Source organism: Methanomassiliicoccales archaeon, assembly GCA_026394395.1.
Taxonomy (GTDB): Archaea; Thermoplasmatota; Thermoplasmata; order Methanomassiliicoccales; family UBA472; genus UBA472.
In genome coordinates, this window is record JAPKYK010000002.1 from 67,970 (window position 1) to 89,142 (window position 21,173).

At 56.9% G+C, this 21,173-nt stretch carries 22 protein-coding genes and 1 tRNA gene; 11 read left to right on the forward strand and 12 right to left on the reverse strand.

What is annotated here, in order from left to right; genetic code table 11:
* Window positions 1-112: 112 nt before the first annotated feature.
* Window positions 113-1,315, reverse strand: coding sequence for a glycosyltransferase 87 family protein (locus tag NT131_02720; GenBank protein MCX6650557.1), 1,203 nt, complete (start codon window positions 1,313-1,315; stop codon window positions 113-115).
* Window positions 1,316-1,415: 100 nt separating this feature from the next.
* Window positions 1,416-1,799, reverse strand: a complete 384-nt coding sequence (locus NT131_02725) for a CopG family ribbon-helix-helix protein (GenBank protein MCX6650558.1) — start codon at window positions 1,797-1,799, stop codon at window positions 1,416-1,418.
* A 206-nt stretch (window positions 1,800-2,005) separates the two neighbouring features.
* On the opposite strand from NT131_02725, the gene NT131_02730 reads away from it, so the two are divergent.
* The 6 genes from NT131_02730 to NT131_02755 all read left to right on the forward strand — a co-directional run bounded on the left by NT131_02730 (window position 2,006) and on the right by NT131_02755 (window position 7,637).
* Complete coding sequence (locus NT131_02730; GenBank protein ID MCX6650559.1) at window positions 2,006-2,941, forward strand: zinc ABC transporter substrate-binding protein; 936 nt, start codon at window positions 2,006-2,008, stop codon at window positions 2,939-2,941.
* A 9-nt stretch (window positions 2,942-2,950) separates the two neighbouring features.
* A complete protein-coding gene (locus NT131_02735) occupies window positions 2,951-3,730 on the forward strand; it encodes a metal ABC transporter ATP-binding protein (protein ID MCX6650560.1) in 780 nt (259 codons plus the stop codon).
* A complete protein-coding gene (locus NT131_02740) occupies window positions 3,717-4,358 on the forward strand; it encodes a metal ABC transporter permease (protein MCX6650561.1) in 642 nt (213 codons plus the stop codon). The genes NT131_02735 and NT131_02740 overlap by 14 nt, the downstream gene beginning before the upstream one ends.
* 255 nt (window positions 4,359-4,613) lie before the next feature.
* A complete protein-coding gene (locus tag NT131_02745; GenBank protein ID MCX6650562.1) occupies window positions 4,614-5,675 on the forward strand; it encodes a hypothetical protein in 1,062 nt (353 codons plus the stop codon).
* A 10-nt stretch (window positions 5,676-5,685) separates the two neighbouring features.
* Window positions 5,686-6,135, forward strand: a complete 450-nt coding sequence (locus tag NT131_02750) for a hypothetical protein (GenBank protein MCX6650563.1) — start codon at window positions 5,686-5,688, stop codon at window positions 6,133-6,135.
* Between the two features lie 131 nt (window positions 6,136-6,266).
* A complete protein-coding gene (locus tag NT131_02755) occupies window positions 6,267-7,637 on the forward strand; it encodes a radical SAM protein (GenBank protein MCX6650564.1) in 1,371 nt (456 codons plus the stop codon).
* 38 nt (window positions 7,638-7,675) lie between these two features.
* Here NT131_02755 and NT131_02760 read toward each other — a convergent pair whose 3' ends face one another.
* Both NT131_02760 and NT131_02765 read right to left on the reverse strand, forming a co-directional pair.
* Window positions 7,676-7,933 carry a hypothetical protein gene (locus NT131_02760; GenBank protein MCX6650565.1) on the reverse strand — a complete coding sequence of 86 codons (258 nt, stop codon included), beginning with the start codon at window positions 7,931-7,933 and terminating at the stop codon, window positions 7,676-7,678.
* A 124-nt stretch (window positions 7,934-8,057) separates the two neighbouring features.
* Window positions 8,058-8,831: a DUF169 domain-containing protein gene (locus tag NT131_02765; protein ID MCX6650566.1), complete on the reverse strand. Its 774-nt coding sequence runs from the start codon at window positions 8,829-8,831 to the stop codon at window positions 8,058-8,060.
* 78 nt (window positions 8,832-8,909) lie between these two features.
* On the opposite strand from NT131_02765, the gene NT131_02770 reads away from it, so the two are divergent.
* A complete protein-coding gene (locus NT131_02770) occupies window positions 8,910-10,361 on the forward strand; it encodes an AMP-binding protein (protein MCX6650567.1) in 1,452 nt (483 codons plus the stop codon).
* 64 nt (window positions 10,362-10,425) lie between these two features.
* Here the strand turns inward: NT131_02770 and NT131_02775 are convergent, their stop codons facing one another.
* Entirely contained in the window at window positions 10,426-10,635 is a 210-nt protein-coding gene (locus NT131_02775) for a hypothetical protein (protein MCX6650568.1), read from the reverse strand.
* Window positions 10,636-10,741: 106 nt separating this feature from the next.
* Here NT131_02775 and pdxT point away from each other — a divergent pair, with 106 nt between their 5' ends.
* Window positions 10,742-11,332 (forward strand): pyridoxal 5'-phosphate synthase glutaminase subunit PdxT, encoded by a 591-nt coding sequence (pdxT, locus tag NT131_02780; GenBank protein MCX6650569.1) that lies wholly within the window; start codon window positions 10,742-10,744, stop codon window positions 11,330-11,332.
* Window positions 11,333-11,347: 15 nt separating this feature from the next.
* On the opposite strand, the gene NT131_02785 is transcribed toward pdxT, so the two are convergent.
* Window positions 11,348-12,088, reverse strand: a complete 741-nt coding sequence (locus NT131_02785; protein ID MCX6650570.1) for a geranylgeranylglyceryl/heptaprenylglyceryl phosphate synthase — start codon at window positions 12,086-12,088, stop codon at window positions 11,348-11,350.
* Window positions 12,085-12,900, reverse strand: coding sequence for a UbiA family prenyltransferase (locus NT131_02790; GenBank protein MCX6650571.1), 816 nt, complete (start codon window positions 12,898-12,900; stop codon window positions 12,085-12,087). Before NT131_02790 ends, NT131_02785 begins: the two co-directional genes overlap by 4 nt.
* 121 nt (window positions 12,901-13,021) lie before the next feature.
* On the opposite strand from NT131_02790, the gene NT131_02795 reads away from it, so the two are divergent.
* Window positions 13,022-14,482 carry a site-2 protease family protein gene (locus NT131_02795; protein ID MCX6650572.1) on the forward strand — a complete coding sequence of 487 codons (1,461 nt, stop codon included), beginning with the start codon at window positions 13,022-13,024 and terminating at the stop codon, window positions 14,480-14,482.
* On the opposite strand, the gene NT131_02800 is transcribed toward NT131_02795, so the two are convergent.
* Window positions 14,469-15,467, reverse strand: coding sequence for a methyltransferase domain-containing protein (locus NT131_02800; GenBank protein MCX6650573.1), 999 nt, complete (start codon window positions 15,465-15,467; stop codon window positions 14,469-14,471). The two genes, NT131_02795 and NT131_02800, sit on opposite strands and share 14 nt — an antisense overlap.
* 8 nt (window positions 15,468-15,475) lie before the next feature.
* Window positions 15,476-16,417 carry a DNA repair and recombination protein RadA gene (radA, locus tag NT131_02805; GenBank protein ID MCX6650574.1) on the reverse strand — a complete coding sequence of 314 codons (942 nt, stop codon included), beginning with the start codon at window positions 16,415-16,417 and terminating at the stop codon, window positions 15,476-15,478.
* Window positions 16,418-16,588: 171 nt separating this feature from the next.
* On the opposite strand from radA, the gene NT131_02810 reads away from it, so the two are divergent.
* Complete coding sequence (locus NT131_02810) at window positions 16,589-17,254, forward strand: hypothetical protein (GenBank protein MCX6650575.1); 666 nt, start codon at window positions 16,589-16,591, stop codon at window positions 17,252-17,254.
* Here NT131_02810 and cca read toward each other — a convergent pair.
* Both cca and NT131_02820 read right to left on the reverse strand, forming a co-directional pair.
* Window positions 17,251-18,576 carry a CCA tRNA nucleotidyltransferase gene (gene cca / locus NT131_02815; GenBank protein ID MCX6650576.1) on the reverse strand — a complete coding sequence of 442 codons (1,326 nt, stop codon included), beginning with the start codon at window positions 18,574-18,576 and terminating at the stop codon, window positions 17,251-17,253. The genes NT131_02810 and cca overlap by 4 nt on opposite strands.
* Before the next feature lie 150 nt (window positions 18,577-18,726).
* Window positions 18,727-19,527, reverse strand: a complete 801-nt coding sequence (locus NT131_02820) for an MBL fold metallo-hydrolase (GenBank protein MCX6650577.1) — start codon at window positions 19,525-19,527, stop codon at window positions 18,727-18,729.
* Window positions 19,528-19,641: 114 nt separating this feature from the next.
* Between NT131_02820 and NT131_02825 the strand changes: the two genes are divergently transcribed.
* Window positions 19,642-20,940 carry an amidohydrolase family protein gene (locus NT131_02825; protein MCX6650578.1) on the forward strand — a complete coding sequence of 433 codons (1,299 nt, stop codon included), beginning with the start codon at window positions 19,642-19,644 and terminating at the stop codon, window positions 20,938-20,940.
* A gap of 9 nt (window positions 20,941-20,949) precedes the next feature.
* On the opposite strand, the gene NT131_02830 is transcribed toward NT131_02825, so the two are convergent.
* Window positions 20,950-21,061 (reverse strand) — tRNA-Tyr (locus NT131_02830).
* Window positions 21,062-21,173 lie beyond the last annotated feature (112 nt).

The window sequence follows — 21,173 nt, forward strand, 5'->3', positions numbered from 1 at the left end:
ACCATCTATAAAAAATATTTATTATTTATTCAATCGTACCAGGGTTGTTTTATTATTTATAAATAATCATAATATTTTACACTTCATTCAGATAGTATCCCAACCTCTTCGTTCAATCCCTTTCGAAGAAGACCTTCTTGTCCTTTATTTTCCACCAGGTATGCAACATGAGCCCCCAGCCGACAAGGCTGAGCGCCATGCCCAATAGCCAGACCCAAGGCTCGTCCGAGACCGGGGCCATCCCATTTCCAGTAATGGTCATGGAGGCGAAGAGCGGGACGATCACGGCGAAAAGCTTCAGCATGGTCTTCCGGTCCTCCAAACCCCACATCATCAGCAGGGTGATGGGCATGATGAAATAGGCCATCAGGATTTTCGGGTAGAACAAGAAGAAGACCATAATCACTAGAGCCGATCCCTGCCAAAGCGTCAATTTCCATTTGAACGCCAGCATGGTGGCGCCGCCCAGCCCGACCAGCGCCAACGTCATCCCGGCCCATCCCGGCAGGCCGTATCCCAATTTGCCAAGGTAGTGCCAGGGGCTGATTGAAGAACCGCCGGTGGGGCTGTCCGGATTGCCGAGGAAATAGTAGCGGAAGGATGGCAACTGGTCCGGAAAGAGGATCATCAACGGCACAAGAATGAGCAAGGCCAGACCGACGAAGGAGACCAATATGGCAATGCGGTTCCTGCGGTCTGCCTGGAGGAACATCCAGGGCACCAGCAGCACATTGAACATCTTTGTGAGCACTCCGACCAGCGAAGTGACGCCGGAAGCCCAGCCCCTTCCGAGGTGCAACAGCACCAGGGGCAGGAGGAAAAGGAAGGTGGTTATCGCTTCGTCCTGCACCCCGATGGCGAACTCCATCAGGCACAACGGGTACGCCAGATAGGCCAAGCCGGCCATCATGGCCTTGCGCTCGTCATGCTGGCGGAACCCCAGGTACAGCAACAGCGACGTCAGAATGGAAAAGAAGGCGAAGAACACCTGGTAGGACAGGGTCGAGCCCCCGGTCAACTGAGGCACTACGAACATGTACATGATCAGCGGCGGCGACTCCGAGGTGAAGTCCACGTAAGGTATCTTGCCGTCCAGAATGGACTCTCCCCGAAAACGGTAGAAAGACAGGTCGGAGTTCTCGCTGAAGACATCACTAAAGAAATGGCGCAGCACCAGCGCATCGAGCGCTATGGTCGCACCGTAAAGAACGCAACCTATGATGATCAGGGCAAGCACGCGGCGTCTGAGGTCTCCGGTGAGGGTCCAATCTATCACCCTATCCATGAGCCCCTTGCCGTCTGGGTCATCCGTCATCTTCTATAGGCCCCCTGCCCCTGCCATATTGCGGACTACATGCGGTTTCCTGATATTTGATTTAGTGGCCAGTTATGAGGGTGTTCAGCGCTGGGCTGGTTCAAGACCGGATGAACTTCAGGTAAGCGATGCCTTCCAACCGGTACATCTTGTCCAATAGGTCGTTTATCTCCTTGGCATCCCCGCTCAGCATCATCATGTTCATGCACTTGTGATTTCCCAGGTGATTGTGCACGTGGGTCCTGATCAGCGGATGGTTGTCGTGATAGATGTCATGGATCGAGCCGGAGGCGCAGGCGTCGTTCACCATGATCAGGACGCCATCGACCGAGCCGACCATGGTCCGCCGTTCGTTGTTCTCCGCCAGAAGCGTCCGCATGGCTGCCCGTATGGCCTCGGAACGGCCGGTGAAGCCCAGTTCCTTCTGCAGGAACGCCAGGTCCTCCACGTTCTTGTCGGTCAGGGATACGCTTATGATAGGCATCGGAATGAGAAATGTTATTAACTATTATTTAAAGTTGTGATTAATGATTATTAATGACATCATCTTCATTTTCAAAATTATTATAGAAATCCAGCATCAGATGTTCAAATGGAACTGAGCAATATCATCAGAAGCGAAAAAGGATTTAATTAATAAATAAATGCGATAATGTTATTAACCTCCTCAATATACCAATTGTTGGGACAATGAACAAAAAGCAGGCCATCTTGGTCATCGGCGTGGTAATGGTCACGATATCGTTGATGACCGTCTCGGTGCTTCTCAGCGACGCATCAGATACTGAGAGCGATAAACTGAATGTCGTGGCCACCTTCTATCCACTGGCCTACATGGCCGAGGCCATCGGCGGGGAGAAAGTTTCCGTCACTTGCCTGATCCCATACAACACCGAGATCCATTCCTATTCCCCGACCACCAAGAACATGTTCGACACCGACAATGCGGACATCATCCTCTACAACGGAGGGCCGGGGGACTCCTGGCTGATATCCGATGTGCTGCCATCTATCGATGCTGACAATAAACTGATCGTGAACACCACGGCGGGCGTGGAGTACATCTCCGGGACAGATGAGCACGAGGAGGGCGGGGCAGGCGTGGACCCTCACACCTGGATTAGCCCGAAACAAGCACTGATCCAAGCGAAGAACGTGTACCAGGCCTTATGCCAGATCGACCCCAACGGAACATCGTACTACGAGCAAAAGTTCGAGGTCCTGAACGCCACCCTAACTGAACTGGACCAGGAGTACCAGTCCCTTTCGCAAGGGAATCTGACCACTATAATCGTCTCTCATTCCGCCTTCGGCTACGTTGCGAGCGACTACGGTTTCAAGCAGGAGGGCGTGATCGGCCTCAGCGGGGACGAGGAACCCTCGATATCCACCATCACCTCCCTGGTCCAACTGATGACCGACCAGAACATCTACACGGTGTTCACGGACCCGCAGTTCTCGGGCAGTTACGCCACCATCCTCAAGGAGGAGGTCCAGGACCAGACCGGGCACGACGTTCAATTGCTGGAGCTGTATCTGATGACCGGGCCGGTGGACGAGATGGACTACCTGAAGCAGATGTCGCAGAACTTAATTAACCTGAAGGCCGGTCTGGAAGTTGCCTGAGGAATTGGTATGGAGCCCATAATCGAAGTGCAGGGACTGACGGTCAAGCGCGGGACCACCGAGGCCATCACCAACGCCTCTTTCGTGATCGAGAAGGGGGATTACGTCGGAGTGGTCGGTCCCAACGGCGGCGGCAAGACCACCTTGGTGCTGGCGCTGTTAGGTCTGCTGCCCAAGGGGTCCGGAAGCATCAAGATACTGGGCCAGGAGGTCGAGTCCTTCAAGCAGTGGGAGAAGGTGGGATACGTCTCCCAATACGCCATCAACTTCGATTCACAGTTCCCCCTGACGGTCAAGGAGCTCGTTGGTCTAGGAAGAATTAACCCCAAGAACCTCGGCCGTTTCCGCAACAAGGACGACTGGAGCGCGGTCAACGACGCCCTGTCGATGATGGGCATATCCGACCTGAAGAACAAACGCATAGGCCAGCTGTCCGGGGGGCAGAGGCAGAGGGCCTTCGTGGCCAAATCCCTGGTCAGCAAGCCGGAGCTGCTGGTGCTCGACGAGCCGGTCACCGGCTTCGACCCCATCACCCAGGAGAAGTTCTTCATGCAGCTGGCCAACCTGAACCAGAAGAAGGGGTTGACCATCCTCATCGTCTCCCATGACCTAGCGGCGGTCTTCTGCCGCATGTCCCGGGTGCTCTGCGTGAACAGAGAGGTGCACAGCAGCGCCATCATCGAAGGCAAGGTGCCGGATGACATACTGAAGAAAGGGTACGGGGAGCACTTCCGTTTCGCCTTCCACGAACATCAATGCCAAGGGGTCTTCATCGATGAGCAGCTTTGATCCCGCGGACATCCTGGGGCTCTTCCAGTACCAGTTCTTCGTTCGGGCCTTGATAGGCGGGGCGCTTGCAGCCATCGTGTCCGCCTGGATAGGACTGTTCCTCATCCTGAGAAAGGAGTCAATGCTGGTCGACGGCGTGGCCCACACCGCCTTCGGCGGTGTCGCGCTCGGTCTCCTCCTCGGCATCGATCCCATGATCGGAGCGTTGGCCATCTCCATCGTGGCGGTTTTCGGCATCACTTACATGAGGCGAAAAGGCTTGGCCCAATCGGACTCGGCCATCGCGGTCATGATGGCCATGGGCTTCTCCCTCGGCATCATCATAATCTACATGGCCGATGGGTTCAACACCGACCTTTTCAACTATCTCTTCGGTTCCATACTCACCATCGACCAGAACGATGTAATGGTCTTGGTGGCCCTGGCCCTGATAATCATCGGCTTCATGGTCTTCTTCTACAAGGAAATGCTAGCGGTGACCTTCGATGAGGATGGGGCCAAGCTCCAGGGCATCCCGGTCAACGGGCTGACCATGGCCTTGTCTTCACTGCCGCTGGCATATTCCTATTCGTGGTCGCCTATCAGCGGTTGGCCTGAGCCCAGACGCGCGTTTCGTATCATTTTTTAATTATTTAAAATGTTAAAAAATTACCATATTTTTGCAATTATGTTTAAATAAATCATATAATTTTGAAAATAATTTCTATTTACTATGTTTATTCATAGTGTTTATGAAACTTTTTTGCGTGTCCCCTGAACAACCATTATATATGGTCCATTGTTGTTAGTGGCATGGGGATTTCCTATGGGCTATGAAGAAATGTTTCCAGCCATGGATAGCAAGTGGCACGGTAATGCCGCTAAGCGCTTTGCGAGCCCCTTTGTGGACAATCCACACGACCGCATAGACGTGGACCCGATCATCTTGTCCAACGCCGCTGTGGCCTGCGGATATACCATAAGGGACTTCTATGAAAAACCAGAGTTGGGTATACACTGCGTCGGCTACATATCCCACCTCTTTGACCTGCTACCAGTTACGCACTGGTTCTTCTCGTTGCCGTGGGTCACTGAGCTGGGTCTGAAGCTGGTCTACAAGGAGACTCTGCCGCCGATCTCTACCGGGCCGATATATTCGACCCCGGAAGACATCGACAAGATGCACGTACCTAGCAAGGACGATCTGTTGAAGGCACAGGCCAAGCACGGTAATCTGGCGACGGTACCTATGTTCTACAGGATCTACGACTATGTGGCGAAGAACCTGCCCATGACCTTGGTTCCGATCTCCTACGGTTTCGACCTGGTGGGAGCGGCTGCCGAGATGGTGGGTGTGGAGAACTTCATCATGTGGACGTTCACGGAGCCGGACGCTGCCCAGAAGCTGGTGCAGAACTACACCGACACCTCCATCAACGGCGCTGAGGCCTTGGCCGACAAGTACGGAATGGCGATGTTGATCGTCGGGTCCGTTCTGGCCAACAACGATATCTTCAGCGACGAGGGCGTTGCGGAATACTCCGTTAAGAACATGTACAGGTACGTGGACGGCTGCTTCAAGCATGGAGCCGGACCGCAGGTGTTCTATCACCTGTGCGGTAACCATGAGACCGACTACAAGCTGTTCAAGGACGGCTTGATGTGGTCCCCGTTCACCGTGATACACGCCGGTTACAAGGGCAGGAACGTTTTCCCGTCCAAGCTCCTGAAGGAGACCTTCCAGGACAAGGCAACCTGCATGGGATCCGTCGATACCAAGCTGATGATCGACCCCGTCCCGAACAAGGTGTACAACCAGGCCAAGGAGCAGCTACTGCAGGGCCGCGATTCGAAGAAGGGTTACATCCTTGGTACCGCTTGCGAGACGCCTCCGTACACCATACCCGGACAGATGTTGGCCTTGGTCAAGGCGGCTAGGGACTTCGGTACCTACGGAACTTGGTGAGGTGACTAAAATGGTACAAGTTACTATACCGCACGATGTGAAGGAGCTTATCGCGAAGAGGGGACTGAAGGAGCACGACGTAATCGATGTTGTGGAAACTGCGGCTAAGACCAATGTGTACATCAAGAAAGGCAACATGGGACTGGCCAAGAAGGTCATCGGTAGCCTCACCGTGTACGTCATGAGCGATCTATCTGGTCACGGCACCGCCGTGGTCAAGAGCGCCTATTCTCACAAGATGAAGCTGGGCAAGATCGTCAACGTCATGGCGGAGACCGAGTGGAAGACCCACGGCGGCAAACCTGTCGCTCAGGGCCACGTGGAGATCGAGTACATGACCGTCAAGAGGAACGGTCCTGCACTGGTCGATCCGGCCACCGGGGACGCTTGGGTCGAGGAGTACCTCGCCGTCAAGACTCTGGCCGCTGCGGAAGGCCTCTTCGAGAAGAAGCGCGCTTAAAACAACTTCAGGCCGCTAAACGCGGCCTTTCTTTTTTCATTTTTTAATTTTATGGCGATGGCGCCGCCCTTCGATTGGCAAAAGTAGAATAGTGCCACATGACATTCCCTTGAAATATTCCGGTGAAATAAATGAGCAAGGTCATTGGTCACACGAACAGCCTCTGCCCCAAATGCCTGAAGACCGTCCCGGCCACCAAGGTCGCCGAGGACGACAAGGTATACCTGATCAAGGAATGCCCCGAGCACGGCACGGAGAAAGTGCTCATCTGGAGGGGCGTGGAGGATTACGAGGACATGAAGAGGTACGCCGCGGTGCAGTCCAAGCCCCTTAAGATAGCGGTGGCCGAGAAAGATAACTGCCCGCAGATATGCGGCCTTTGCCCGGACCATGTGCAGCACACATGCCTAGTGGTCATGGAGATCACCAACGGCTGCAACCTGAAGTGCCCGGTTTGCTTCGCCTCGGCCAACCAGTTCTACAAGTTCAATCCCGCCATGGAGATCATCAAGGGCATGTACCAGACCATGCTCGATTACGTCAATCACCCCATATGCATTCAGATAAGCGGTGGGGAACCGACCATACGTGATGATCTCCCTGACGTCGTCCGCATGGGCAAGCAGATGGGCATCGACCATATCGAACTGAACACCAACGGCATTCGCTTCGCCGAAGACATCGAGTTCCTCAAGAAGGTCAAGGACGCCGGCGTGGACTCGTTGTACTTCTCCTTCGACGGGCTGCACGGTGACATCTACAAACAGACCTGTGGCCGGGACATACTGGCCCAAAAGCTGAAGTGCATTGAGAACTGCGAGAAGGTGGGCATGGGCGTCACCCTGGTTTGCGTCGTATCGCCGAACATCAACCTGGACCGCGTGGGCGAGGTCATCAACTTCGCCAAGTCCAAGGTGCCTACGGTCAAGGGCGTCCACTTCCAGCCCATAGCATACTTCGGCCGCTTCCCCATCGCCCCCAAGGACGAGGACCGGGTGACCATCCCTGATCTGCTGAGGGCCATCGAGGAACAGACCGGCGGGGAGCTGAGGGTGGACAACTTCATCCCCACCTCCTGCTCCAACGTGCATTGCGACGCCAAGTCCATGTCCGTGGTCATGGAGGATGGGACGCTATTCCCCCTGACCAGCCGGGCCTTTGGCCCGCCAAAGGAAACAAAGACCGTGGCCACCAAGACCCGGAAGGAGATATCCGACCTGTGGCGATTCATCGAGGAATCCCTGATCGTCGAGGACGGAGAGGGCGGCGGGGCCAATGAATGGGGTGATTTCGTCGACCGGGCCAAGACAAACTACCTGACCGTCTCCACCATGGCCTTCCAGGACGCCTGGACGTCCGAGACGGAAAGGTTCTGCAACTGCTGCATCCACACCGTGACACCGGATGGGAAGCTGATCCCCTTCTGCCTGTTCAACATCAACTCGCAGGATGGGAAGACCTTGTACCGACACGAGATGTGGTCAAAGTACAGCGAAAAGTGAGCAACGGGGGAAACCCCCATTTTTTTATTTAAAATAATTTACCTGGAGTTCCTTTTTCCGACCTGGGTGTAATAGTTGCCCAGTATATTGTTCACGTAACTGGCCAGGTATTTTTCCCCGTTCCTGTCCTTGGTGATGACCTGTTCCATGGGGAACTCCTTGTCGCAATAGGGGCAGCGGGCATAGCGGCAGTTGGTGCTGGCCTGGCGGCAGCCGCGACAGGCGATGGCCCGGGACTGCATAAGGCTGAACAGTTTTCCGCAGTTAGGGCAATTGAACCGCCTGGTAGTGTTCATTAGTTCGGGTGTGACCCCCGCCCTGCGTAATTCCGGTGTCAGCGGCATATCATTCCTCGTCCAGGTTAACCAACCTCATAATATATTGCTTTTCCCCCGTTTACGTTTCTATAAGGCCTTATCGCTACTCCAGTTCCCGTCCCCGTGGCTCCATGTCCGGAGGGAACAGCACCGGCCAATTGAGGAACGGTCTGAAAGGGTGAGCGGAGAAGGTGTCGGTGGCCTTAATGCCGTCCAGCAATACGTCCATGATGCGCGGGGAGAAGGCCATGACCAGCTGATCATCGGGGACCAACCCCCACATGCGATCTCCCACGCAGGGGATGTCCAGCACCGCGTCCTCCCCGGCGATCACCTTGGCGATGGCCGAGCAGACCGAGGATTGTCCGGCGACGGTGGCCTTCAATATCTTCCCCTCGGCGTACTCGTAGCCCAGCAGGACCTTCAACGCCTGACCCGGGGTAAGATAGGCGACGATGGCATCCGGCTCCGTTGGCATGAGGTCCAGGGGAGCGATCAGCATCGCTCCGTACCTCTGCCCCTCGTTCCCCAGCATGAAAATGCCGTCCTGCAGGGCCTTGGCCGCCTCGTCGTCCTTAGTGAATGGCCGGTTCAATTCACCCTTGGCCAACCTTTCCGGGGTCTTGATCATTCCTAAACAGGCCAGGCCCCACAGGCACTTCATGCCCTGGGAGGTGGATACGCTCACCCCCTCCGTTCGATAATGGCGAGCGAGGACGATCATGTGGCATGTAGCTGTGGAACGAAGGTTGCGGGCGCCGGGGACCGACAGGGCCTCGGAGGCCTTCTCATACATCTTGACCCCCACCGGCCAGGTGCCCAGATTCAAAAGTGAGCGGAACTCCCTGGCCTGCTTGGTCCTATGCGCGTCCGGCATGCCCCATCTATGTTCTTTTGAATTTAATAGTCCTGCGGTTTGAAACAAATATATGTCTCCGATGGCATGGGGTCCAGGATGAGCATTAAAAGCCGCATCGCCATCGCCTACGCGCGCACCAAGCTCTCCTCCAGGAAGGTCTCCGAGGACGTAGAGAACCCCCTGCAAGACTGGGTCCAGCTGAAGGTGCGCAACACGTTCAAGCAGGACGAAGGCTTCCGCAAGGCACTAGACCGGAAGACCCTGGGCGATGTGGACCAGGCGACCTTCGAGGAATACCAGCTGCACAAGTTCCGCAAGCAGGTCGCCTACGTCATGGAGAACAGCTACTATTACAAGAAGAAGTACACCGAAGCCGGGGTGGTGCCTGATAACATCAGGACCATGGACGACCTGGACAAGGTGCCGCTAACCGAGCCTGCCGACCTGGCCGAAGAGCCTTTCTTATTCCTTTGCCCGTCACAGAGCAAGATCGCCCGGACCTTCTCCACCTCCGGGACGTCAGGCAAGCCCAAGCGCCTGTTCTACACCATGGACGACCTGCTGAACATCGTAGATTCCATAGCCGCGGCCCTGAGGTCCGCCGGGCTGAAGAGCAACGAGACGCTGCATATCATGTTCCCAGCGGTGGTGGCCTGGGACCCCAGTCTGATGCTGGAGAACGCTTGCCAGGTGGCAGGGCTGAAGTCGGTGGTGTGCTCCTCGGTGGACGTGGACGAGCAGATCAAGGTAATTAAGGATAACAAGACCCGCATCATCATCGGGCTCACTTCCTTCATCTACCGGGTGACGGTGCTGGCCTGCGACAGGTACGACCTGCGATCCCTAAGGCTCAAAGCCATTATCTGCTCCTCCGAGCCGCTGTCCGAGGCGGTGCGAAAGGAGATGGAGGAGGCCTGGGGCTGCAAATGCCTGAGCCAGTACGGCATGACCGAGATGGGTCTGGCCACCGCCATCGAATGTTACGTTCAAACGGGGCTGCACATCAACGAGGCGGACTTCCTGGTGGAGGTCATCGACCCGGACACCGGGAAGAGGCTGCCTCCGGGAACCGAGGGGGAACTGGTCTGGACCTCCCTGAGCTTTCAGGGCTCCCCCCTCCTGCGCTACCGCTCCTACGACATCTCCCATTACATCCTGCCGCCCTGCGAGTGCGGCCACGTCACCATCGGCAAGATCGGCAAGCCCAAGGGCAGACGGGACGCAGCTACCAAGATCGGTCTGGGAGAGCACATCTTCCCCACGCTTTTCGATGAGGCGATAATGAAGGTGCACGGCGTCCTCAATTACCAGCTGGTCATCGACAAGCCGTCCTTCCGCGACCGGCTGCATTTCACGGTCGAATACAACGGAGATATGGAAGAGGGTCGGAAGGCCGTCCTCGAGACGGTTCTCGCGTTAGAGGAGATACGCAGCGGCCTGGAAAATGATCTTCTGGACCCCATAGAGGTGGAGATGAAGGAGGTCCCCAAGGACTTCACCCCCAAGGCAAAGCCCATAGTGGACCGCAGACCGAGGTTCGACAGCTGACGATTTTCCGTGTTCCTACTCGACTCAGTGCTTGAAAGACAGATATAGGTCGTCTGTTAATCTTTTAATAATCAACATATCCGAAGAAAAGAAAGGCAAGGCTGAGGAGACGGCCGACAAGACTGGAGAAGCGGTCGGCAAGGGTCTGAAGTAAGGCTGGGGTGCGGTCAAGGAAGCTGGAAAGGGCGTGAAGAAAGGGATCGATGAAGATAAAAAATAATAATATCGCCCCATCGCCAACAAACATTGAGGGGTTCCACCCCTCATCTTTCATTTATCCCCGATCGGCTTTTTCAAGGATTTCCCATATAATGAATCAGAACATTCCTCATCCAAACGCATGATAAGGATTATCTACGCATCCTGGAATCAACCTTGACATGAAGGTTGGGGTCATCTCCGTTCAGGGCGCTGTGCCCGAGCACATGCGGATGTCCCAGCTGGCGCTGACGGAGATGGGCAGGAACGGTGAGGTCATCACCGTCAGGCGACCGGAGGAACTGAGCTCCGTCGACTGCCTGATCATCCCCGGCGGGGAGAGCACCACCATCTCCAAGCTCTTGCGCAAGTTCCGCCTCTTCGACGACATCGTGCGGATGGGAGCGGACGGCGTCCCCATCATGGGCACCTGCGCGGGATGCGTGCTCCTGGCCAAAGAAGGAGGAGCGCAGGCCGAGCGCACGGGGACCGAGCTCCTAGGCCTCATGGACATGGCCGTGGAACGAAACGCCTTCGGCCGGCAGCGCGAATCGTTCGAGGCCCATTTGAACATAGATAGAATGAAAGCGCCTTTTCCCGGCGTGTTCATCAGGGCCCCGCTCATTACGAAATCCTGGGGAGAGTGCGAGGTCGTATGCCGTCACCAGGGGGAAGCGGTCATGGCTCGTCAGGGGAACATGATAGCTCTCTCGTTTCACCCCGAGCTTACCTCGGACCCCCGCCTGCACCAGATGCTTTTCTCGTTCGTGTGAAAAAAGTTAAGAAGTTCAGGCGGTCCCTTTGGCCGCCTTGATGAGCTTCCTGAGGTCCTCTCCGAGGTCGGAGTCCTCCACCACGGTCCCGGTGACCACGATGTCCGCCCCGGCCAGCCTGACCTTCTCGGCGGTCTGGGCATCCCTGATGCCTCCTCCGACGATGAGAGGAACGGTAATGGTCTTCTTGACCGCGGCGATCATCTCCAAGGGCACGGCCTCCGGAGCGCCGCTCCCGGCCTCCAGATATACTAGCTTCATGCCCATGTATTCCGCGGCCAGAGCGTAGGCGGCTGCGGTCTTCGGTTCGGCCCTCGGGATGGGGTTGGCCTTACCTACCTTGCCCACCTTCATTCCCGGCTCGACGATGATGTATCCCATGGAGATGGGTTCGAGCTTGATCATCTTGACGATGGGGGCGCCCTTGACCTGCTGCAAAATGACGTTATCCACGGTCGTGCTGTTCAGCATGCTCATGAAGTACATGGCGTCAGCGTAAGGCGAGATGGCGTGGGCTCCGGAGGGGAAGTAGATGACCGGCACCTTGACCTTCTTCTTGATGGCCAGTATAGTAGTGTCCAGGTTCTCCTGGGTCACCCCGGTGGAACCGCCGACCATGATGGCATCGGTTCCCATGCCTTCGGCCACGGAGGCCATCTTAGCGGCGTGCTCCGGGCTCTGCTTGGCAGGGTCCAGCAAGGTCATGTGCATGGTCCCTTTCTTTACCCTCTCATAAATGTAATCCTTAACGTTCACAACAATCCCCCCACGAGGAAGGCCAGCAGGGCCAAGAACATGCCGTACTTAGCCAACTTCTGCCCTTTGGTCGGGTTCTCAAAATGAACTATGGAGCAATATATAAAGATTGCATCGGCGAAGAGGACCGCTCCGAGGTACCAGATGCCGAAGGTCCCGTCCAAGTAGGGCAGGGGGCTCAGGGCCACGGCGACAAGGAAGGAAACGCTGGCGACGATCCCGGCGTTGCGAGCCCCTATCTTCTTCGGCAAGGTCAACCGATCGAAGTCCCCCTCCATGTCCTCGATGTCCTTGACGATCTCCCTTCCCAGTATGGCCAGGAAGGCTAGAAGGGCGATGACGTAGGTGCGTTCCATCATGCCCACCACCGCCCCTCCCAGCAGGAACAACATTCCGGTGAGCAAAGCTATCTCCAGGTTCCCGGTCAAAGCGTCCTTCTTAAGCTTGACCTCGTAGGACATCATCAGCACGATGGCCAGGACCACGATTATCGTGGATGGCAGGTTCAAGGCCAGTGAAGATAGGAAGGATACTACGAAGCAGGCCGCCGAGATGTAGAGCACCTGCCTCGGGGTCACCCGTCCAGAAGGCAGGGGGCGCTCCGGGTGGGCCAGCTTGTCCACCTCACGATCTGTATAATCGTTGAGAGAATTTCCCCCGGCGATGAAGGCGAAGACCGCCACAGCGGCCCAGACGATAGGCTGCCAATGTTCAAGGATGTCAGTGCCAGTAGCTATCAGCACCCCGATGATCAATCCGATCACTCCCATGACGGCGTTGCCCGTCCGGAAGAGCTTAAGCAGCGGGATCACGGCCGAACATCGGCTTGCCCCTACAAAATGTTTGGCGCTGAGGCCAGATTCGGGGAACACCTTTCCCTAAATCGCGTAGGTAGCAAAATGTAATAATAACCCTTCCTGAAATAAGGAACCCATGGCCACCCGTGAACCAGCGGCGGAGGTCGAATCGATCAAGGCCGCCGTGTCGAAGTACTTCCCGATATACGATGTCAGGGTGAGCTACGACGCCCTTACCTTCTTCGTCTCCCCCGATCTATCCACTCTGGACCAGAGGTTCGACAAGCTTCGAGGGGAGCTCAAGGGCCGCATGATGATTCCCATCCTCAAATATTCGGGCGGGGAGTACACCATCAGCGTGGTCAAGCGTCCGGAGATGAGAACCCGCGGGCTTTGGCTGAACGGCATTCTCCTGATCATCACGCTCATCACCACCATCATTGCCGGGGCGGTGCTCTGGGCTTCCTACGCCGGCAACAATGACCTGATGCGCCTGGAGAACTACCTCTGGGGCGGTCTGTTCTTCGCTCTTCCCTTGATGGCCATCCTGGGCACGCACGAGCTTAGCCATTACCTGGCAGCGAAAAGATGCGGCTTGGCCGCCTCACTTCCGTTCTTCATCCCTTCCATTCCACCACTGGGCACCTTTGGCGCCTTCATCTCCATACGGGACCCCATTCCCGACCGGAAGTCCCTGGTGGAGATCGGGGCGGCCGGTCCCATCGGTGGGTTGCTGGTCGCCATTCCGGTGACCCTCATCGGCCTGTGGTTGACCTCCATGGGAGAGCCCTCCACCGGCATGGTGGGCGACAGCGGAGCGGTGGCCATAATGGTCCAGCCCCTGTACGCCCTGCTCACCCTGTTCATTCCGTTGCCGGAGAACGTCACCCTGCACCCCACGGCCTTTGCCGCCTGGGTGGGCTTCCTGGTAACAGCCATCAACCTTCTGCCGGCAGGACAGTTGGACGGTGGGCACGTGGCCCGTGGACTATTTGGTGATAAGGCGAAGTACCTGAGCTACGCTACCGTGGGCCTGCTGCTGGTCCTGGGCATGTACTACAGTGGCTGGCTGCTGTTCGCCCTGCTCATCGTCTTCCTGGGGCTCAAGCATCCCGCCCCTCTCAACGACATAACCAAGCTGGACGTGAAAAGGAAGGTTCTGGGCGTGTTCGCCCTCGGCATATTGCTGGTGACCTTCTCCCCCATACCCCTGGTGGAGATAGCCCCCGACCACTCCTTCGACATCGAGATGCCGGGGGGCAACGAGACGGTCATGATGTCCGGTTCCTCCGTTTATGTGACAATGTACGTGAACAACACCGGGAACACCAACTCCACCATAACTATGAACGTCATGCAGGTGCCCAGCAATTGGAGCGTTTCGCTCTTTGTGCAAGGTGATCCTGAATGGAACGCCACCGACCTGCTAGAAGTTCTCGTGCCCTACAACGAGGGCATCGTGGTCATCATGAAGATCACCGTGCCCCCAGGCGATGACAACGCTACTTGGAACCTGCTCATCGAGATCTCGTCGCTGAACAGCAACCTCACAACTTATCTGGACAAAGAGATAATCTACACCGTCAAGGTCGAATGAACAGGTGATAGTGCCTGGTCAGGGAACGATGGACCCGCTGTTCGTGCTTCTGCATGAGCTGTAGTCCAGTTGCCTCGATCGGCCGGGGAAGCACCACCCCGATACGTCCTCCGCAGACCACCGTCCCGGTCATGGCCTGCAGGCCCCGGAAGTACAACTTGTCGATATCTTCCTTCTTGGTGCTGGCCGCGCGACCGTACGGGGGATCGGTGGCCACGGCCTCCACCGGAGCGAAATTGCTTTCGATATCGCCCACGTCGGAAACCTCAACTCTGACGTCGTGAACCCCAAAATGCTCCAGGTTGCGTTGGCAGCCCTCGACCATCTCCGGGTCTATGTCCGATCCCACGGCCTTCAATCCTAACAAGGCCGCCTCCAGCACTATGCCGCCGGTACCGCAGAAGGGGTCCAGAAGCACGTCTCCCTTCCTCGCCCCGGTGAGGTTCACCAGCGCCCGGGCATAGCGCGGATGAAGAGATATGGGCGAGAAGAACGGCCGCTCAGCTACCTTGCGTTTTTCGAACTGCTTCCGGTCTATCTCACGGTCCTCGATAAAGAAATGTATACGGTCTGATAGCAACAGCCTCAGGCGGATGTCCGGCGAGGACAGGTCTATGCGGTGATCAGCGGCGAGCAGGTAGCCGACCTTCTTGGCCAGCCCGAAGGTGTCGACCTCGGGATGCAATCCCTCCACCGTCTTGGCCCGAACGCAGAGCGTCCCCTCAGGTAGCTGAAGGTCGGGAACCGCCTTCTCTAGGTCTTCCAGATGTGCGCTTCCGAGGTATCGTCCTAAGCGGTGCGTCAGGGCCAACCGTCCGGCTATCGTCGATACGCTGCCCTGGTCGCATTCAGCGACGAGGAATCCCTGGCCGGATTCCTTTTCACGGAAACCAGTGGACTCCGCGCCCAAACAGGCCAGGACCTCCGCTCGAGGTAAGGTGGGATGCTCCCCCGAAAGCTCGAACAGGACCGTGGCATGGGGCATGAGGGCTTCTAATCCCTCACGCCTTCCTCAGACACAGTGATGACCACTTCCGCCTCCGGCCGGTCCGGGGAATCGATGAGCCTAGCGATCCTGCGGTTACCCTTGCTCTTCCTCAGGTAGACCCTGTAAGTTGAAGCGTGTCCTACTATGTGGCCGCCCACAGGCCTCGTCGGGTCGCCGAAGAAGGCGTCCGGCTTGGCCGATACCTGGTTAGTGACCGCTATCACCGCGTTGTTGACCTCGGCGAAGCTCAGGAGCTCGTGCATATGTTTGTTCAACAATCCCTGCCTCTCGGCCAATGTACCGCGCCCAACGAACTCGGCACGGAAGTGGGCTGTCAGAGAATCTACGATCATCAGCTTGACCGGGCTGATCTTGCTAACCTCTAAGGCTTTTTCCACCAGGAGCATCTGGTGCGAGGAATTGTAAGCGCGGGCGACATGTATGCGCTTCAGGACCTCTTCCGGGTCCAAATCCAGAGCATTGGCCATCTGAACGATCCTTTCCGGGCGGAAGGTGTTCTCGGTGTCGATCATGACCACGTCACCGTCGAGCCCCCCCTTCTCCTTCGGTAGAGTAGCGTTGACGGCCAACTGGAAGCATATCTGTGTCTTTCCGCTGCCGAACTCTCCATAGAACTCGGTTATGGCTTGGGATTCCAGGCCGTTTCCAAGAAGCTCATCGAAGGCCTTCGAACCCGTGGTCAACCGGCTCAGGTTCTTTCTCCTTTCCAGGATGACATCGCCCGGTTCGAATCCTCCTACATCGGCGGCCTTCTTGGCGGCATCGATGATCTTGATGGCGGTCGCCTCGCCAATGTCGCAGGTGTCGGCCAAGGTCTTGGGCGACTCCACCGCGATGGTCATTAGATTAGTATATCCAGCTTCTCTAAGCTTATCGGCAGTTGCGGGTCCTACTCCAGGCAACTCTTCAATGTTGGCGTTCGCCATGTCTGCACCTACCTTTCCTTATCTTCCGACATATTAAAAAGGTGTTTGGGGGATGGTCGAAAGTGAATCGACTTAATCACCTATCATCACATACTCATTAAACGTTAGTTGTTACAATCGGTCTTACCCCGATTAAAAGGATTTATTACCGAGTTATGTTTAGGGGAGACCATGGCCCAGAAGAAAAAGAAGGAGCCAGAAGTCAAGGAGGAATACAACTTCATACCTCCGGACTTCAATGAGAGGGAGTTCTTGGAGAAGGACCTGACCGTCACCAAGACCGTCCTGATCACCGCAGCATTAGCAGTGCTGTTCGGCATTGTGGCCTATCTAACGACCGATATTACCTTCGCCATCGGTCTACTGATAATCATCGCCGGGGCCGTTGTTCTTAAGAACATAATCCGGATAATGCCTCTGGACATCAGCACGGTGGAGAACAAGACCTGGCTAGGCAACGGGGTCCTGTTCTTCTTCCTGGCGCTGGGAATTTGGATACTACTGCTCAACCCTCCTTTTGGCGATACTATTAACCCGGAGATCAGCGACATGCAGGTCTGGAACGGAAACGCCCAGCTGACCAAGCCATTCAACAGCGTGCCCGAGGATCAGGCCATCACCTTCAACGCCACCGTGACCGACAACGGCGCCCTATCCCTGGTCCAGTTCACCATATCAGGTTCAGGAGGCAATACCTGGAATATGACCGAGGGTTCCAACGGACGATACGAGATCGTTCATACCTTCGTCGACACAGGCACATACAGCATCGTCATCTCCGCCACCGACGACGTCGGGAACGTGGAGACGCTCAACATGTCGGTGCAGGTCGTTTAAACCCTCCAGTTCTCCCTTTTATCTACTATTATGGTCAGAACTGGACGGTTATCCGCACGGAAGGCCTTCGTTTTGGCGTAACAGCGCATTTCCGACAGATCGCGGAAATCGTTGCCCAGGGCGGCCTTCCCCCCATTCTGCGACAGCAAGGAGTCCGGAGTACGGAAAGCCCGTTCGATAAAGACATTCCAGCATCCCTCTGAAAGGAACGGCTGTCCCAGTCCTCTGTCGCGCCATTTATCGAGGAATTCATCCGCGTTCGCGGTCCAGGCCGGGGGACCCTGGTGCAGCCTTCCCTCCGGCAGCATCGAGCTTTCCAGCTCGAAGGCCAAGCGCACGTCCTTGCCCACTAAATAGGATTGGTCCAGGACCTTGAAGTCGTTAGACTCGAGCAACTTCTTCAGACCCTGCAGGGTCCGTTGGACCTGCGGATAGAGATTGTCGTCCACCAGGTCCGGTCGCTCCAGTACCACTACGAACGGGGACGTCCCCCTGACGCTGAAGGCCTTCCGGATGTCCCTCAGCTCCCACACCGGTCTTTCCCGGGGAAAGAAGAACCGTTCGTCCGGCCGCTTCAGATATTCCCGGCAGGCGTGAATGAACAAGGCCAGGCAATCCAGGGACAACGCCGAGGCCACGTTGCGCTTGGCGTCCACGGGGTCGGCGAAGGTCATCGGTGCCTCACCGCCGCCCTTCTTTTCACCATCAACGCTCAGGACCAGACCTGGGCGCCAATCGGCCGCCTCCTTGAGGACCGCGGCGAAATCGCCATGGCCGAGCGTGAGCAGTTCTGTAAGATAGCCCGAGAACCCCTGTACTCTGGCCTCGGCGCCGTACACGCCTATTCCCTTCATGAACTGCTTGAGCAGACGCACCTGGTCCCTCTGATCGTCCCCCAATCTTCCCAGTACGTATCGGGTGTGGAACGGGGTCCGGTCCACGGCCGAACGGAGCTTGCTGGGATCAGCAATCTTGTAGCAGGGTACCAGGTCCACCTCGAATCTTTGGAAGGACCCGTGGGTGTAGGGGTGCTCGGCATAGTGGGTCTCCCCGTTGAGCACGTCCTTCCCTATCTTCAGACCGACCTTCTCCAAGACGCTCCTTTCCACCTCAGGGGGGAAGAGGACGAAGAGGTCGATGTCCGGCCTTCCTACGTAAGTTCCTTTGGCCACCGAACCTACCAGCATGGTCTCGAGGGGTAGCCCGGTCCTGAAGATGGCCTTGGTGGTGCGGGACTGCAGGTCCTTCACCGCCTGGCCTAGGCTGGTCTGCACCTCCTCGTTCGGCCTTAGCCGGAGCAGCACCTTTTCCTCCAGGGACATGGATTGGGCATGGAGGGAGAGCATTATCTTTTTTTGGGGAAGAAAAACCGCAGCGGGCCGGGCGGTGGGGATTCAAAACTATAGGGAGGAAGAGCACCGGCCTCTTTGCGCTGCAAACTATTCTATGTATGTTCTACTACAAATAACTAACTAATAATTGTTCCATGATCTGTGCACCCTGATGCTCTTGCCCAGCTGCACCGTCATGAGGTCTTCGGCGGCCACGGTACGCACTCCCGTTCCCTTCTCGATCATGGTCGCCTGCTTGTCCGCTCCGGCATGAATGATCTTAGCCCCGAAATGGGTCAATATGGCCATCTCCGGTCCGATCTCCTTGACGAACTCGAGGGCGTCCTCGGTGCATAGGTGGTTGGGTATGCGCGCGCCCCAGGGGCGAGTGAGGGGCAGGACCAGGACCCGGCTCCCCTCCTGCTGCCTGGTGACCTGTTCGTCCAGCTCGGTATCGCTGACGTAGGACACCAGCCCGCTGCTGGTCTGGATGGAAAAGCCCACCCCGGTGGGATCGCTGTGCTTGGTGGCGGTGAACCGTATGCGCATGTCTTCCAAGCTGACCTCTCCGCCCGCCTCGGCCATCTCGATCCGACCGAGCAATGAACGGTGATATTTGGAAATGGCCGGTCCGTGCAATTGCTGGCCCTCCAGCACGGAGCGGCTAGCCAATAGGGCACCTCGCTTCTTCAGGCCTCCCCGGGACATGCCCTCTATCATGACCTCGGCATCGGTGTAATGGTCCGGATGGCAATGGGAGATGAGCACGGCGTCGGTCTTGGCCGGGTCCAGCTTCATGCGGTGCATCTGATGCGCCGCCGAGGGGCCGGGATCGATGTGCAGATTAAGACCGTCCTGAACGTACAGACCACCGGTGGACCTTATCTGGTATATGGTGGAGAACCTTCCGCCGCCGGTGCCCAGGAAGATGAGTTTGGTCACGGTACCCCTTCCGTCATCATCGTCAAAGATGTAAAATCCCCATGCCCTTTGGGCAAATCAAACTTGCCCTCGGCCTCCATACAATTATTATGGCTCGATGGCGTTCCACACACGATGGCTAAGAGCGTTCTGATCAGGAACGGCATGATCGTCACCCAGGACAAGGAAAGGAGGGTCCTGAAAGGGGACGTGATGGTAGAGGACGGTAAGATCACCGAGATAGGCTCGGTGAGAAGAGGGGCGGACCAGATAATCGACGCCGGAGGCGCTCCAGTGCTTCCCGGCCTCATAAACACCCACGCCCACGTGGCCATGACGGTCATGAAGGGGATGGTCGACGACCTGCCCTTCTCTAAGTTCCTGGACCGGGTCTTCGCCATCGATTCCGACCGCCAGGAGTTCGACCTGCTGGCCGGCTCCCGTTTGGGGTGTCTGGAAATGCTCTTGGGAGGGACGACCACCTTCGTGGACCTGTACTACTCCCAGGACGTGATAGCCAGGGCGGTGAAGGAGGCCGGAATGCGCGGCGTGCTCTGCTGGGCGGTCCTGGACCAGGAGTTCACCACTCAGAACGGCGTCCCGCTGGACAACTGCAAGCGGTTCCACGCTCAGTTCGCCGGGGACCGGAACATAATTCCGGGAATGGGGCTGCAAGGTGTGTATGTCTGCTCCGAGGAGACGTGCATGCGCTCCAAGGAGTTCTCCGACCGCACCGGCGCGCTGATGACCTTCCATCTGTCGGAGACGAGGAAGGAGGTCTACGACCACAAGGCCAAGACCGGGGAGCGCCCGGCCGATTGGCTCAACTCCATCGGGTTCCTCAACCATCGCTGCTTGGCGGCCCACGCCGCCTGGCTGACCATAAAGGAAGTACGGGCGCTGGGGAAGGCCGGCGCATCTATCTCCACCTGTCCGGTCTCCAACATGAAGTTGGCCACCGGCGGAGTGGCTCCCATACCAGAAATGCTGCGGGAAGGGGTGAACGTCACCGTGGGAACGGATGGTTCGACGACCAACAATTCCCTGGACCTGTTCGGGGAGATGAAGACTCTGGCCTTGCTGCAGAAGTCCAGCCGCTGGGATCCCACGGTGGTCACGGCACAGGAGGCCTTGGACTTCGCCACGATCAACGCGGCCAAGGCCATCGGCATGGCGGACCAGCTCGGTTCGATCGAGGTCGGCAAGCGGGCCGACATTGTGCTCATGGACGCCCGTTCGCCCGCGCTCCGGCCGGTCACGCCCGAGAACGTCGTATCCAACCTAGTGTACGCCGCCAGCCGGGGAGATGTGCGGACGGTGCTGTGCGACGGGAAGGTCGTGATCAGCGACCGTCGGTCCCTGACCCTCGACGAGGCAAAGGTGCTCGAGGACGCTCAGAAGGCCATGGACCAGATAGTCAAGGCACGCGGTTGAGGAAAAAGGTGGTCCCGACTCCCGGATTTGAACCGGGCACCTGCTGATATCGGCGGCTGAGGACCGGCATGCCGGTATCCCACTACAGTCAGCCGCTCTAGCCAGACTGAGCTAAGTCGGGTGTAAGCCACCATAATACTGATAGCGTATTTATCAATTATTGTACAATAAGACAAGGTCGGACATCCATTTTTACATCTGGAATCGCCACTCTTCGGTCGGCCCCCTAAAAA